The sequence below is a fragment of the Pseudoflavonifractor sp. MSJ-37 genome (assembly GCF_018917965.1).
Taxonomy (GTDB): Bacteria; Bacillota; Clostridia; order Oscillospirales; family Oscillospiraceae; genus Pseudoflavonifractor_A.
The window spans coordinates 29403-43051 of sequence record NZ_JAHLPP010000001.1; the positions used below are offsets into that span (position 1 = coordinate 29403).

The following is a 13649-nucleotide window of genomic DNA, read 5'->3' on the forward strand; positions in this document are numbered from 1 at the left end:
AGAAGGAGGTCATGATGAAACACACGCTCAGAGCGTTTCTGGCGCTGGGGACAGCGTTGTGCCTTGCGGTCCCGGCCGCGGCGGCTGATCGGGGACCGCTGGAAGACGCCGCCTATGCCGTGGGGCCAAACGGCCTCCTTCGACGGATCTATGTGGACGCGCCCGACGGGGCTGGAGTCCGGGCCCGCTTCGAGTGGTCCGCGGACGGCCGGACTTGGACAGAGGTGACGAACACGCCCTGGAGCATCGGCTCTGACCGGATAAGCATCCTTCCCTCCAGCGGAAAGGACTTTTTTGTATGCGATGGGAGCAGCGGAGATCTGTATGCCTCGGCGGACGGAGCCCATTGGACGACGCTGGCGCCGGAGAACGGGACTTGGCATACCATCGAGGGCGTGAGTGCTGCGCTTCTTGAGCGAGGGCTTTGGCTTGACGGTGGACTGGGACGGTGAGAGCAGTACGGTGCTCTTGACAGCCTGAGAGCATGGAAATGACGAACGCCCCGGTGGATCATCGACGATCCGCCGGGGCGTTTTTTCACGATATCATCTACGTAGAGGAGACGCTCATTTCGGATCCTGCAGGAGCAGGACATCCTTGGGCGCTACGGACAGGTAGAGGGTCTGGGGATCGCCCAGGGCGGCCCAGGTGTCCTTGGCCAGCTCCAGACGGAGCCGGGAGAAGCTCTGATCTCCGCCGGGGGTAGCCACCATGATCACCATGGAGAACACGTTGTCGATCACCCGCAGGACCTTGCAGGGGATGGCGTTGGGGCCCTCCGCCGTCCGGCTGGGACGGAGGAAGTGGGCCCGGACGCCGATGTGGGAGAGCCGCTCCGGCAGAGCTGTGCCGCAGTCCAGCGTGACGCCCCAGTCCAGAGCCTCCACCGAGGCGGGCCCGGCGGGCCTGGCCCGGGAGATGTTCTTGCATCCGGACAGGAGGCAGGCGGACAGGGTGGCGGGGGCCCGGAACAGGACGTCCACCGGCTCCATAGGCTGGGAGCGGCCGCCCTCCAGCACGCACACGTTGGAGCAGAAGTGGTAGACCTCGTCCCGGCTGTGGGTGACGAAGAGGGTGGGGCCGTGGAACTGGTCCAGCACGTCCATGAGCTCCAGCTCTACCTGCCACTTGAGGTAGCTGTCCAGGGCGGAGAGGGGTTCGTCCATCAGCAGGACGTCGGGCTCGCTGGCCAGGATCCGGGCCAGGGCCACCCGCTGTTGCTGGCCGCCGGAGAGCTGGGAGGGACGGCGGCGGCCCAGTCCGGTCAGGAAGAGCCGGTCCAGGATCTCAGAGAGCCGCTTCTGCCGCTCCGCCTTGGAGAGAGAGCGGTCCATGCCGGTGAGGATGTTCTGCTCCACCGTCATGTTGGGGAAGAGGGCGTAGTTCTGGAAAAGATAGCCCACCCGGCGCTTTTGGGGCGGCAGGTCGATCTTCTGCTCACGGTCGAAGAGAGTGCGGCCGTCCAGCACGATGCGGCCCCGGTCGGGAGTCACGATGCCGGCGATGCATTTGAGGGTCATGGACTTGCCGCAGCCGGAGGCGCCCAGCAGGCCCAGCGTGCCGCCGGAGGTCTCGAAGGCGACCTTCAGATGGAAGGGACCGAAGTCCTTCTCGATATCCACCAGAAGAGACATCAGAGCACCTCCTCAGGGGCGGGGACGGCCCGCTTCTTGGGGCGGCGGTCCTTCCGTTCCAGCATGTTCACGGTCAGGAGCACCACGGCGGAGATCACGATGTTCACCATGACCCAGCGGTAGGCGGAGACATCGTCGCCGGTGCGCCAGAGCTGGTAGACCGTGGTGGAGATCGTGGCGGTCCTGCCGGGGGTATAGCCCGCGATCATGGAGGTGGCGCCATACTCGCCCAGAGCCCGGGCGAAGGCCAGCACGGTGCCGGCGATGATGCCCTGCCTACAGTAGGGCAGGCGGACTCGCCAGAAGATCCAGGTGTTGGAGCGGCCCAGCGTCTGGGCGGCATAGGCCAGGTCGGGGTCGAAGGACTCGAAGGCCCCTCGGGCGGTGCGGTACATGAGGGGGAAGGCCACCACCGCCGAGGCGAAGATGGCGGAATACCACACCATGGTCAGCTTGATGCCGAAGGTGTCCAGGAACCAGATGCCAAGCACCCGCTTGGGCCCCATGAGCCGAAGGAGGAAGTAGCCCACCACGGTGGGGGGGAGGACCAGCGGGAGAGTGAGGATCACGTCCAGGATGCCCTTCACCAGCCGGGGGAGCTTGGCCACATAGTAGGCGGCGAAGAGCCCCAGGAAGAAGATCAGGACGGTGGACACGGCGGCGATGCGCAGAGAATTATAAAGTGGGTACCAGTCCAAGAGACGGCCCCCTTTCTGTCTAAGATCAGGTAAATGGGGAGATGAAAAGAGATCCGGACGGGCAGAATGCCCGCCCGGATCCGTCGGTCAGGATGTGGACCGGATCGCGGTCACTGAAGCACGGTGAAGCCCACGTCCTCCAGGACGGCGATGGCGTCAGCGTCGGTGTGCAGGTAGGTCAGGAAGTCCTCAGCGGCCTCCTTGCTGGCCTCCGCGCCGCTCTTCATGACGGCGGCGGGATAGATGACCTTCTTGCACATATCGCCAGTGGCCTCGTCCACCACGGTCAGCTCATAGGTGTTGGCGTCGGTGGCGTAGATGATGCCGCAGTCCACAGCGCCCTCCTTGACCTGAGTGGCGACCTCGGACACGTTGGAGGCGTAGGTGACCTTGCCGGCGTTCTCCAGCTCGGTGATGTCGATGTCCAAGCTCTTCAGGATGTCCAGGGAGTAGGAGCCCACGGGCACGTCATCGTTGCCCAGGCAGACCAGGTTCAGCTTGTCGGTAGCCAGATCGGAGAAGGACTGGATGTCCTTGGTATTATCGTCAGGCACGGCCAGGACCACCTTGTTCTGGACTAGGTCGATCCGGGTGTCGGAGTAGACCAGATCCTGCCCATCCTCGTTGGTGCCGGTGGTATCGGCGGCGTCCAGGGCGTTCATCTGCTTCTGGCCGGCGGAGATGAACAGGTCGCAGGCGGCGCCCTCCTGGATCTGGGTCTTGAGCGTGCCGGAGGAGTCGAAGTTATAGGTCAGGGTCACGTTGGGAGCCACGTCCTTGTAGAGATCGGCGATCTTGGTGAGGGAGGCCTCCATAGAGGCGGCGGCAAAGACGGTCAGTTCCACGGGATCCCCGGCGGGGGCCTCAGATGCGGCGGGAGCGGTGCTCTCGGCGGGCTTGGTGCTCTCAGCGGGAGCGTTGGCGGAATTGCCGCCGCAGGCGGCCAGAGAGGCGGTCATGGCCAGAGCCATGGTAAGAGACAGGACTTTCTTCATTGGGATCGAACTCCTTTACAAAATGGTAGGCACGTCTGTTTCCGGACGCACCCATTGGTCCGCCGCCATAGCGTTCGCCTTAGGCGGAGGGACTCGAAGTTGAGTGTCAGGCCGATCGGTGTCCCGTCCCGTTCGGCGGCCTGGAGACCGGGGGACGGCTGTTCCTCCTTTCCGATGGGGTATCCTTACAAAAAGCCGGCGAAGCGCCGGACGATCGAAGGCAAAGCCTTAGCGGGCACAGTTGTTGGCGGTGCCCTTCAAGATCGCCAGCCCATGGGAGAGGGCGGGCAGGATGTATTCCAGACATTCCCGGACGGCCTTGGGGCTGCCGGGGAGGTTGACGATGAGAGTGCCCTTGCGGATGCCAGCCGCGGCCCGGGACAGCATGGCCCGGGGGGTGATTTGCATGGACAGGGCCCGCATGGCCTCGGGGATGCCGGGCACGTCCCGTTCGGTCACGTCCTTGGTGGCCTCCGGGGTCCAGTCCCGGGGGGAGAAGCCGGTGCCACCGGTGGTGAGGACCAGATCGGCCACATCCTCATCAGCGATCCTGGCCAGCTCCGCGGCGATCTGGTCCCGCTCATCAGGGAGCAGGGCGGTATGGGAGACGGGGTAGCCCGCCTTCTCCACGATCTCACGGATGGTGGGGCCGCTCAGGTCGGCCCGCTTGCCGGCCGCGCCGGAATCGCTGACGGTGATCACGGCCACACGGAAGGGAAGCTCCATGCGGAACTCGTCCCCGGCCTTGATGTCGCCGCCGTGGAGGACCCGTGTGAACACGCCCTGCTTGGGCATGATGCACTCGCCCATCTTCTGGAAGATGGCACAGCCCTGATGGCACTCCTTGCCGATCTGGGTGAGCTGGAGCACCACATCGTTGCAGTAGAACTTGGTGCCGATGGGCAGGGTGGCGAAGTCGATGCCGTCCACGATGATGTTCTCACCGAAGGCGCCGTCCACCACTTCCGCGCCCCGGGCCCGGAAGTCCTCGATCTTCTGATGGGACAGGAGGGAGACCTGGCGGTGCCACTTCCCGGCATGGGCGTCGCCCTCGATGCCCCAATCTTCCACCAGATGGATGGAGGGGACGGCCTGCTTCTGGATGCCCTTTTTCTCGCTGGTACAAACTGCGATGACTTTACTCATGGTGTACACCTCTCCGAAATATTGGCGAAACGGGGGTCAGCCCCCGATCTGATTCATGTTGTGGGTCTCGTCGGCGCTCTGTCCGGCGGACTCGTTGAAATGGTGCTGAGCGGGCTTGCGGCGGATGGCGTCCTCGATGGCGGCCAGCACGGTCCCGTCTTCTGCGCCGCTCCGCAGGAGGGCCCGCAGATCCCGGCCGGTCTCATACTGGAGGCAGGTCTTGAGGAACCCAGTGGCGGTGAGCCGCACCCGGTTGCACCCGTCGCAGAACTGGTGGGTCATGGCGCTGATGAAGCCGATCCGGCCGCGGAAGCCAGGGACCGTGAAGTAGTGCCCCGGTCCCGCGCCGATCACGTCGCCGCAGGGGACCATGGGGCCAAAGGACCGCTCCAGGATGGCCCGGACCTCCGCCTCGGTGCGGCGGGGGAGCTGGCCGCCCAGACCGATCGGCATCAGCTCGATGAAGCGGACGGACAGGTCCGCGTCCCGGGCCAGCTCGGCCAGAGGGACCAGCTGGACATCATTGTCCCCCATGGGGACGCAGTTGAGCTTGACCCGCAGACCGGGGACGGCCAACGCGGCCCGCAGGCCGGCCAGAGTCTCGTCCAGACCGTCCCGCCGGGTGATAGCGGCGTACTGATCCCGGTCCAGAGTATCCAGGCTCACGTTGACGGCGGACAGGCCGCCCTCCAGCAGAGCGGGGAGCTGCTCCCGCAGGAGCAGGCCGTTGGTGGTCAGGGCGATGCTCTCGATGCCGGGGATGGCGTGGATCCCCGACACCAGCGCGGGCAGGCCCTTCCGGGCCAGCGGCTCGCCGCCGGTGAGGCGGACCTTCTTCACCCCGGTCTGAGCGAAGAGGCGGCACAGCCGGATGGTCTCCTCATAGGAGAGCATCTCATCGTGGGCCATCCACTCCACCCCCTCCGGGGGCATACAGTAGACACAGCGCAGATTGCACCGGTCGGTCACAGAGATGCGCAGGTAGTCGATGCTCCTGCCGAACGAGTCGATCATAGCCGTCCCTCTTTTTTCAGGTAGTCCAGGATTACCTGGGCGGCGGCAGCACCGTCGAAGGGGATGGAGGGCACGCCGGGGATCGTCAGGTCCCGGTCGGTGACCAGCGCCAGCAGAGTGGCCGGGTCGCACACGGGAGCGTCGGAGTTCCCGGCCCGGACCAGCTCCAGCTTGGGCCACTGGGAGCCCTTGAAGCCCTCCAGCAGGACCAGGTCCGCATCGGGGAAGCGGGCGATCAGCTCCCGCTCATCCACCGGGTCCCGGCGGACCACCTTATATTTTTCGGAGTCGAAGATGGCGGTGCCCCAGGCGCCGGCGGCCATGTGCTTCCCGGTATCGGTGCCCTCCGGGTCGGCCTGGAAGGAGTGGCCGTCGTGCTTGACGGTGGCCACCTTCAGTCCGGCCGCGGCCAGATGGGGGAGCATCCCGGTGATGAGGGTGGTCTTGCCGGAATCCTTCACGCCGCTGACCGCCACCACAGCGGGGAGCTGGCGGCCGGTGTTGGTGAAGGTGCCGGACTTGCCGCCTTCCTTATAGACCAGATGGATGTCGGAGATCTCCATGCGCTTGTCGATCGCCTTGCACATATCGTAGATCGTCAGGAGCGCCACGGAGACGCCGGTGAGGGCCTCCATCTCCACGCCGGTCTTGGCGTCCAGCTTGGCGGTACACTCCGCCAGCACGGCGCACTCCTCATGGAGGATGGTGAAGTCCACCGTACAGTGGGAGAGGGCCAGAGGATGGCACAGGGGGATCAGGTCCGAGGTGCGCTTGGTGGCCATGATCCCGGCCACCCGGGCCACGCCCAGCACGTCGCCCTTGGCGGCGGTGTGGCCGGTGATGGCGTCCAGCACCGGACGGGAAACGTGGATCTTGCCCTGTGCCACCGCCAGACGGCGAGTGGGCGACTTGGCGGACACGTCCACCATGACCGCGTTGCCTTCAGCGTCGAAATGGTTGAATTTGGGTTCCTTATCCATGAGAGGACCTCCAAATGAAAATCAGGATGGGGGATATCAGAGGAGCAGGACGGAGACGGTGTCGCCGTCCTCCAGAGGGCCGGACCCGGCGGGGATGTCCACCAGACAGTCACATCCCACCAGAGAGGCCAGCATCCCGGAGGAGTCCTTCCCCGTGAGGAGGACCTGGCCGTCCCGGAGGGCGCCTCGCAGGAAGCGGCGAACATGGCTGGCCTTGGGGAAGCCGCCGGAGACTTTGACGATCCGGCGGGGCATCTCGAAGCGGGCCTCACCGGTGAGGGCCCCCAGCAGGGGGCGGGCCAGAAGCTCGAAGGTAGCGGCGGCGGCGAAGGGGTTGCCGGACAGGGAGAGGATCGGCTTGCCGTGCCACAGGGAGAACATGACGGGAGTGCCGGGCTTCAGCTCTACCTTCCAGAAGATCCGGTCGGCCGCCATGAGGGGCAGGACCTGATGGAAGATGTCCTTGTCTCCGGCGGAGACGCCGCCGGTGGTGATCAGCAGGTCGCAGTTCCCGGACAGGATCCGGGCCATCTCGCCGGCCACGGTCTGAGGCTCGTCGGCGATCAGGGCGGCGGACACGTCCGTGAGGCCCAGCTCCCGGAGGCGGGCGGCCAGGAGCTCCTGATTCGAGCCGTAGATCTTCCCGGCGGGGAGGGGATGGACCTCCGGGGACACCACCTCATCGCCGGTGGAGAGGACATGGACCTTCGGGCGGCGGCGGACGCTCACCTGACCGATCCCGGCACTGGCCAGGACGCCGACGGCGGCGGCATCCACTACGGTCCCGGCGGCCAGGAGTTGGGTGCCGGCGCGGTAGTCCTCGCCGCGGTCGCAGTAGTTGTCGTGGGGACGCAGGGCCTGATAGATCTCCACCGTGTCGAAGCCGTTGTTGGTGCGCTCGTGCTGGAGCACGCAGTCACAGCCCTCGGGGAGCATGGCGCCGGTCATGATCCGGATGGCTTCTCCGGGCCGCACAGGCTGGGAGGGGACACCGCCGGCATAGACCACCTCCGTCACCTTCAGCGTGACGGGATGCGCTTTGGACGCCCCGGCCAGATCGGCGGAGCGGAGGGCGTAGCCATCCAGCGGAGAGCGGTCGAAGGGCGGCTGGTCCAGCGGTGCGGTCACATCCTGGGCCAGGGTCCGGCCCAGCGCGTCGGACCGGGAGACCATCTCCACGCCCAGCGGGGAGACGCTGCCGGCCAGGAGGGCGACGGCCTCCTCCAGTGAGATCCGGGTACGCATGGTCATTCCTCCTTGCCGAAGGGGCAGATGGGGTAGCGGCACTCGCCGCAGCCCAGGCACAGGCCGCCGTGGCCCAGCCGGGCCAGGTCCGCCTTGGTGACGGGCACATCGCACAGCACCCGGGGCAGGATCAGGTCGAAGATAGTGGCCTTGGCGTACATGACGCAGCCGGGGAGGCCCATCACCGGGGTGCCGTCCCCGAAATAGCCCAGCAGGAACATGGCGCCGGGGAGCACGGGGGCGCCGTAGGAGGTGACGGTAACGCCGGCGGCCTTGATGGCGCCGGGGGTCTGGTCGTCGGGATCCACGCTCATGCCGCCGGTGCAGAGGATCAGGTCTACGCCGGAGGAATGGGCGGCCTGGATGGCGGCCACGATCTTCTCACGGTCATCGGGGGCCTTCGTGTGGGAGACCACCTCTACGCCCAGCTTGCCCAGCTTGTCGATCAGCACGGGGGTGAACTTGTCCTCGATGCGGCCCAGGAACACCTCGGTGCCGGTGGTGATCACGGCGGCGGTCCTGCGCCGGAAGGGCAGGAGTTCCATCAGCGGCTCGTCCCCGGCGGCCTCCTCAGCGGCCTCCACCTTGTCCTCGGATACGATCAGGGGGATCACCCGCATCCCGGCCAGCTTGTCGCCGGGGTGGACCACGCTGTTGGTGTGGCGGGTGGCGATCATGATCTCCTCCAGCGAGTTGATGGCGAAGAGGCGGTCCACGTCCACCCGGAACAGGCCGTGGATGGCGGCCTTCAGTTCCACCTTGCCCTCCTTGGGCTCGGTGGCGGTCATGTTCTCATTGATGGAGATGTCCCGGAGACGGACGGCGGCCTCGTCCTCATGGAGCATCCCCTCGGTCTTTTCCCAGACATAGAGGTGGTCCTTGCCCATGGAGAGCAGGACGGGGATATCCTCCTCGGCGACGATGTGTCCCTTGCGGAAACGGGCGTCCTTGGTGACGCCTGGGATGATCTGGGTCAGGTCATGGCAGAGCACATGGCCGACGGCGTTCTTGGTCTCGATGAGCTTCATGTGGGCGGATCCTCCTTCTATTTGGGCACGGACAAAAAAACAGGAGCACTGTCTGTTGGACAGACAGCGCTCCCGGGCGTATTGGGCCGGCAGGGCCTTGCGGCCTCGCGGGGAACGCTCCTTTTCAACAGGGAAGGCGGGACGGTTTCCCATCCGGCCCAGCGGCGCGGTCCCATGGGCGGCAACCTTTAGGGAGCTTTGCTCGGAGCTGGTATCGCTTTTCGATGATGTTGAAGTCATTATACTACTTAGTCCAGCTGTTTGCAAGGACAAGAGATCGCTATGGGGTACCGAAAAAAACGATCGCAGTCTGATCTGGCCGCATGGACCCCGTTTATGGAATTGAAAGACCGGGATCCCTGTGTTAAGATGGGCGGCGGATATCCGGGCGCTCCCCGGATCATAGAAAGATGAGAGCGAAACGCGAAGGAGGCCGATATCGATGGGAGAGAAGAAGCTGAGGGGGCGGTTCGCCCCCAGTCCCAGCGGGCGGATGCATTTGGGGAACCTGTTCACGGCCCTGCTGGCCTGGCTGTCGGTGCGGGCGGCGGGGGGCGCCATGGTCCTGCGGATCGAGGACCTGGATCCGGAGCGCTGTACGAGGGAACGGGCAGAGACGCTGGCAGACGATCTGGAGTGGCTGGGGCTGGACTGGGACGAGGGCTTCCGCCGGGGCGGCCCCCACGGTCCTTATCTCCAGAGCCAGAGGTCCGAGTGGTATGCGGAGTGCTTCCGCCGACTGGAGGAGCAGGGGCTGGTCTACCCCTGCTTCTGTACCCGGGCGGAGCGGCTGGCGGCCTCCGCTCCCCACCGTGCGGACGGACAGGCTATCTACGGCGGCCGGTGCCGGGACTTGAGCGAAGCGGAACGGACCGAGCGGGCCAAGACCCGCCGCCCGGCCTGGCGGGTCCGGGTGCCGGAAGGGGATATGTCCTTTGAAGATGGACATATGGGACGGTATACGGAGGACCTCGCCCGGGACTGCGGGGATTTCATCATCCGCCGGTCCGACGGGGTGTACGCCTACCAGCTGGCGGTGACGGCGGACGACGGAGCCATGGCCATCGATCAGGTGGTGCGGGGCATGGATCTGCTGGACTCCACCCCGCGGCAGCTCTACCTCTATCACCTGCTGGACCTGCCCGCGCCCCGGTTTTGGCATGTGCCGCTCCTCTGCGCGGAGGATGGGCGGCGGCTCTCCAAGCGGGACGGGGACCTGGACATGGGCGCCCTCCGGGGCCGGTACCGGCCGGAGGAGCTCCTGGGCAAACTGGCCCATCTGGCCGGACAGACCCCGGGGGACGGACCGATCTCTCTGGCGGAGCTGAGGGCGGTATTCGACTGGGAAAAGGTGCCGAAGGACGATATCGTAGTGCATACTGGTAAGTTTTAAGACTGGACTTTTGGGTAAAATTACAAAAAATAATTATATAATCGCGCTTTTTTAATAAGTTCTGCACAGCGGACCGGTTGTATTTGAAAGCTCTATGTGTTACAATGCAGACATAGAGAAATCGAATATAGCTGGATGAGGACTGCGGGAGAGCCCCCTCGGACTGCGAGGGCGAGGGGCACCGAAGGTATAAGCGGACCGCCTTTGCCGAGCGGGATGCTAATTTCTCAGGTCGTAGGACCGCAGTCGGACAGGACTCTGAAAAGAACGCGGCACCGCCGCGTCACCGAAGGTGCAATCCGGCCCGTGCGGGCGGGAGAAACTCTCAGGTCATGAACAGGGAGCGGGGGCTGTGGGATATCCCATATGCTTCTGCCCCCTGTTTTTTGCAAAGGAGAGAGCATCTTGCTTCTGGTGACGAACAACGGAAAGGTCCGGGAGAAGTACGGTCCTCTGTGTACGGTCCAGTTCGTGGACGGCGGACACACGGACGTGCTCACCCAGGTAAGGGACCTGGTCCATCAGGGCCATAAGCTGCTGACCCACCCGCTGGCGGGCAGCGTGAAGCCCAATGAGACCCCCTTCCGCTCCGTGGCCATGACGGAGGAGACCGGGCCTCTGGACCTGGAGTCTCTGGAGCTGGTCGAGCGGGCGCTGGACGTCTGCCGGCAGTTCCCGCCCCGCTTCCACCGGGGCGAGGATGCCCCCGCAGAGATGCGGGAGGACTTTGCGGAGATCGACTTTCGGCTGATCGACGGGGCGCTGGCCCCGCGGTTCGGATCCTAGAACGATCGAATATCTTAAAAAGGAGAGTGAGACTTATGCGGCTGGAATTGGGCGAGATCCATATCAGCGACATCAAGCTCGGCGACTGCTCCAAGGTGGAGAACGGCGTCCTCTACGTCAACGTGGAGGAGCTGAAGGCTCTGCTGCTGGAGGATGAGGACCTGGCCTCGGTGGAGTTCGAGGTGGTCCATCCCGGTGAATCCGTTCGCATCATCCCCGTCAAGGACGTCATCGAGCCCCGTGTGAAGGTCGAGGGCCCCGGCGGCGTGTTCCCCGGCATGATCTCCAAGGTCACGACGGTGGGCAGCGGCAAGACCCATGTGCTGAAGGGCTGTGCTGTGGTCACCACCGGCAAGGTGGTGGGTTTCCAGGAGGGCATCATCGATATGTCCGGCCCTGGTGCCGAGTATACCCCCTTCTCCAAGCTCAACAACTTGGTCATGACCTGCGAGCCCAAGGAGGGCATCAAGCAGCACCAGCACGAGCACGCCATCCGCATGGCCGGCCTGAAGGCCGCCGCCTATCTGGGCGCGCTGGGCAAAGACGTGCAGCCGGACGAGACCAAGGTCTATGAGACCAGCGGCGTCATGAGCGGCAAGGAGAAGTATCCCGACCTGCCCCGCGTGGGCTATGTCCTGATGCTCCAGAGCCAGGGCCTGCTCCACGACACCTATGTGTACGGTGTGGATATGAAGAAGTCCATGCCCACCATCCTGAATCCTACCGAGGTCATGGACGGCGCGATCCTCAGCGGTAACTGCGTGTCTGCCTGTGATAAGAACACCACTTATCATCACCTGAACAACCCCGTCATCCACGATCTGCTGGAGCAGCACGGCAAGACCCTGAACTTCGTGGGCGTCATCATCACCAACGAGAACGTGTATCTGGCCGATAAGGAGCGCTCCTCCGACTGGTCCACCAAGCTGGCCTCCTTCCTGGAGCTGGACGGCGCGCTGGTCAGCCAGGAGGGCTTCGGCAACCCCGATACCGACCTGATCATGAACTGCAAGAAGCTGGAGGCCGCCGGCATCAAGACCGTCATCATCACCGATGAGTATGCCGGCCGCGACGGCGCCTCCCAGTCCCTGGCCGATGCCGATCCCTCCGCCGACGCGGTGGTCACCGGCGGCAACGCCAACATGGTCATCCACCTGCCCAAGATGGACAAGGTGATCGGCCACCCCGAGGCGGCCAACATCATCGCCGGCGGCTTCGACGGCGCTCTGGAGTCCGACGGCTCCATCACGGCCGAGCTGCAGGTCATCACCGGCGCGACCAACGAGATGGGCTTCAACAAGCTCAGCGCCAGATAAGGAGGGAAGTGGTCTGCTATGAGTATCAGAGTCGTACACTATATCAACCAGTTCTTCGCCCAGATCGGCGGCGAGGAGAAGGCTGACTACGCGCCCGAGTACCGGGAGGGCCCCGTGGGCCCCGGTCTGGCCCTGACTGCCGCGTTCAAGGGCGAGGCTGAGATCGTGGGCACCGTGATCTGCGGTGACTCCTACTTCAACGAGAATCTGGAGACCGCCAAAAAGACGGTCCTGGACATGATCGCCGCCGCCAAGCCCGACGTGGTCATCTGCGGCCCCGCCTTCAACGCCGGCCGCTACGGCGTGGCCTGCGGCACCGTGGCCGCCGCCGTCAAGGACGAGCTGGGCCTGCCCGTGGTCACCGGTATGTATGAGGAGAACCCCGGCGCGGATATGTTCAAGAACAAGGTCTATATCATCGCCACCAAGAACAGCGCCGCCGGTATGCGTCAGGCGGCCCCCAAGCTGGCCGCACTGGCCCTGAAGCTGGCCAAGGGCGAGAAGATCGGCGCCTCCGCTGAGGAGGGCTATCTGCCCAACGGTCTGCGCGTCAACTTCTTCGAGGCGGAGCGTGGCTCCACCCGCGCCGTGAAGATGCTACTGGCCAAGCTGGCCGGCAAGCCCTACACCACCGAGTTCCCCATGCCCTCCTTCGACCGTGTGGCTCCCGGTCCGGCGATCGCCGACCTGGCCCACACCACGATCGCGCTGGTCACCTCCGGCGGCATCGTGCCCAAGGGCAACCCCGACCATATCGAGTCCTCTTCTGCCTCCAAGTTCGGTCGGTATGATATCAGCTCCTTCGAGGACCTGACCTCCGCCGACCACGAGACCGCCCACGGCGGCTACGATCCGGTCTATGCCAATGAGGATCCGGACCGTGTCCTGCCTCTGGATGTGCTCCGCAAGATGGAGAAGGAAGGCAAGATCGGTGGCATCTATCCCTACTTCTTCACCACCGTGGGCAACGGCACTGCCGTCGCCAGTGCGAAAAAGTACGGCGCCGCCATCGGCAAAGAGCTCCGGGATGCCGGCATCAAGGCCGCCATCCTGACCTCTACGTGAGGCACCTGTACGCGTTGCGGTGCAACGATGGTCAAAGAGATCGAGCGCGCTGGTGTGACTGTGGTGCATATGTGTACCGTCACCCCCATCTCCATGACGGTGGGCGCGAACCGTATCATCCCCACGATCGCTATCCCCCATCCCCTGGGCAACCCCGCCCTCACCCATGAGGAGGAGTTCGAGCTCCGCTACAAGCTGGTGGAGAAGGCTCTGAAGGCGTTCCAGACCCCTGTGGAGGATCAGACGATCTTCGATTGATGTTCCAGGCTCAGCAGCACGAGCCATGAAACGTAAAAAACAGTAGAGACGCACGGCGCCCCGCCGGTCCATTCGGACTTGGCGGGGCGCC

At 64.8% G+C, this 13649-nt stretch carries 13 protein-coding genes, 1 pseudogene and 3 riboswitches; of the genes and pseudogenes, 5 read left to right on the top strand and 9 right to left on the bottom strand.

All coding sequences use genetic code 11. From position 1 onward, the window contains the following. Window positions 1-14 precede the first annotated feature (14 nt). Window positions 15-452 (top strand): hypothetical protein, encoded by a 438-nt coding sequence (locus tag KQI12_RS12360; RefSeq protein ID WP_253290742.1) that lies wholly within the window; start codon window positions 15-17, stop codon window positions 450-452. 114 nt (window positions 453-566) lie between these two features. Here the strand turns inward: KQI12_RS12360 and KQI12_RS00165 are convergent, their stop codons facing one another. The 9 genes and pseudogenes from KQI12_RS00165 to KQI12_RS00200 all read right to left on the bottom strand — a co-directional run bounded on the left by KQI12_RS00165 (window position 567) and on the right by KQI12_RS00200 (window position 8740). Next, on the bottom strand, window positions 567-1634 hold the full coding sequence (locus KQI12_RS00165) for a sulfate/molybdate ABC transporter ATP-binding protein (RefSeq protein ID WP_216569755.1): 1068 nt from the start codon (window positions 1632-1634) through the stop codon (window positions 567-569). After that, window positions 1634-2332, bottom strand: a complete 699-nt coding sequence (modB, locus tag KQI12_RS00170; protein WP_216569757.1) for a molybdate ABC transporter permease subunit — start codon at window positions 2330-2332, stop codon at window positions 1634-1636. The genes KQI12_RS00165 and modB overlap by 1 nt, the downstream gene beginning before the upstream one ends. A gap of 110 nt (window positions 2333-2442) precedes the next feature. Next, window positions 2443-3327, bottom strand: a complete 885-nt coding sequence (gene modA, locus KQI12_RS00175) for a molybdate ABC transporter substrate-binding protein (protein ID WP_216569759.1) — start codon at window positions 3325-3327, stop codon at window positions 2443-2445. Continuing rightward, a riboswitch (molybdenum cofactor riboswitch) is annotated at window positions 3322-3438 on the bottom strand. It overlaps the preceding gene by 6 nt. Window positions 3439-3555: 117 nt before the next feature. Continuing rightward, window positions 3556-4473, bottom strand: coding sequence for an MOSC domain-containing protein (locus KQI12_RS00180; RefSeq protein ID WP_216569761.1), 918 nt, complete (start codon window positions 4471-4473; stop codon window positions 3556-3558). A gap of 36 nt (window positions 4474-4509) precedes the next feature. Then, entirely contained in the window at window positions 4510-5487 is a 978-nt protein-coding gene (gene moaA, locus KQI12_RS00185; RefSeq protein ID WP_216569762.1) for a GTP 3',8-cyclase MoaA, read from the bottom strand. After that, the gene (gene mobB / locus KQI12_RS12365) at window positions 5484-5966 is read right to left on the bottom strand and encodes a molybdopterin-guanine dinucleotide biosynthesis protein B (protein ID WP_371817970.1); all 483 of its coding nucleotides are present in this window, start codon (window positions 5964-5966) and stop codon (window positions 5484-5486) included. Before mobB ends, moaA begins: the two co-directional genes overlap by 4 nt. A 21-nt stretch (window positions 5967-5987) precedes the next feature. Further along, window positions 5988-6467 (bottom strand): annotated as a pseudogene (gene moaC / locus KQI12_RS12370) (cyclic pyranopterin monophosphate synthase MoaC); the annotation flags it as partial. Between the two features lie 36 nt (window positions 6468-6503). Next, window positions 6504-7712, bottom strand: coding sequence for a gephyrin-like molybdotransferase Glp (gene glp / locus KQI12_RS00195; RefSeq protein WP_216569764.1), 1209 nt, complete (start codon window positions 7710-7712; stop codon window positions 6504-6506). 2 nt (window positions 7713-7714) lie between these two features. Further along, window positions 7715-8740 carry a molybdopterin-binding protein gene (locus tag KQI12_RS00200; protein ID WP_216569765.1) on the bottom strand — a complete coding sequence of 342 codons (1026 nt, stop codon included), beginning with the start codon at window positions 8738-8740 and terminating at the stop codon, window positions 7715-7717. 101 nt (window positions 8741-8841) lie between these two features. Beyond that, a riboswitch (molybdenum cofactor riboswitch) is annotated at window positions 8842-8960 on the bottom strand. A 222-nt stretch (window positions 8961-9182) separates the two neighbouring features. On the opposite strand from KQI12_RS00200, the gene gluQRS reads away from it, so the two are divergent. The 4 genes from gluQRS to grdB all read left to right on the top strand — a co-directional run bounded on the left by gluQRS (window position 9183) and on the right by grdB (window position 13558). After that, entirely contained in the window at window positions 9183-10133 is a 951-nt protein-coding gene (gluQRS, locus tag KQI12_RS00205) for a tRNA glutamyl-Q(34) synthetase GluQRS (RefSeq protein ID WP_216569767.1), read from the top strand. Between the two features lie 135 nt (window positions 10134-10268). Further along, window positions 10269-10386: riboswitch (glycine riboswitch) on the top strand. Window positions 10387-10547: 161 nt separating this feature from the next. Beyond that, complete coding sequence (locus tag KQI12_RS00210) at window positions 10548-10919, top strand: GrdX family protein (RefSeq protein WP_371817971.1); 372 nt, start codon at window positions 10548-10550, stop codon at window positions 10917-10919. A 35-nt stretch (window positions 10920-10954) separates the two neighbouring features. Next, window positions 10955-12235 carry a glycine/sarcosine/betaine reductase component B subunit gene (locus KQI12_RS00215; RefSeq protein ID WP_216569770.1) on the top strand — a complete coding sequence of 427 codons (1281 nt, stop codon included), beginning with the start codon at window positions 10955-10957 and terminating at the stop codon, window positions 12233-12235. 18 nt (window positions 12236-12253) lie between these two features. Beyond that, a complete protein-coding gene (gene grdB, locus KQI12_RS00220) occupies window positions 12254-13558 on the top strand; it encodes a glycine reductase complex selenoprotein B (RefSeq protein WP_216569772.1) in 1305 nt (434 codons plus the stop codon). Window positions 13559-13649: the final 91 nt, after the last annotated feature.

Bases quoted from the DNA above. Each gene is read 5' to 3' on its own strand.
- KQI12_RS12360 (WP_253290742.1), top strand. From the start codon at position 15: ATGAAACACACGCTCAGAGCGTTTCTGGCGCTGGGGACAGCGTTGTGC.
- KQI12_RS00165 (WP_216569755.1), bottom strand. From the start codon at position 1,634: ATGTCTCTTCTGGTGGATATCGAGAAGGACTTCGGTCCCTTCCATCTG.
- modA (WP_216569759.1), bottom strand. From the start codon at position 3,327: ATGAAGAAAGTCCTGTCTCTTACCATGGCTCTGGCCATGACCGCCTCT.
- KQI12_RS00180 (WP_216569761.1), bottom strand. From the start codon at position 4,473: ATGAGTAAAGTCATCGCAGTTTGTACCAGCGAGAAAAAGGGCATCCAG.
- moaA (WP_216569762.1), bottom strand. From the start codon at position 5,487: ATGATCGACTCGTTCGGCAGGAGCATCGACTACCTGCGCATCTCTGTG.
- glp (WP_216569764.1), bottom strand. From the start codon at position 7,712: ATGCGTACCCGGATCTCACTGGAGGAGGCCGTCGCCCTCCTGGCCGGC.
- KQI12_RS00200 (WP_216569765.1), bottom strand. From the start codon at position 8,740: ATGAAGCTCATCGAGACCAAGAACGCCGTCGGCCATGTGCTCTGCCAT.
- gluQRS (WP_216569767.1), top strand. From the start codon at position 9,183: ATGGGAGAGAAGAAGCTGAGGGGGCGGTTCGCCCCCAGTCCCAGCGGG.
- KQI12_RS00215 (WP_216569770.1), top strand. From the start codon at position 10,955: ATGCGGCTGGAATTGGGCGAGATCCATATCAGCGACATCAAGCTCGGC.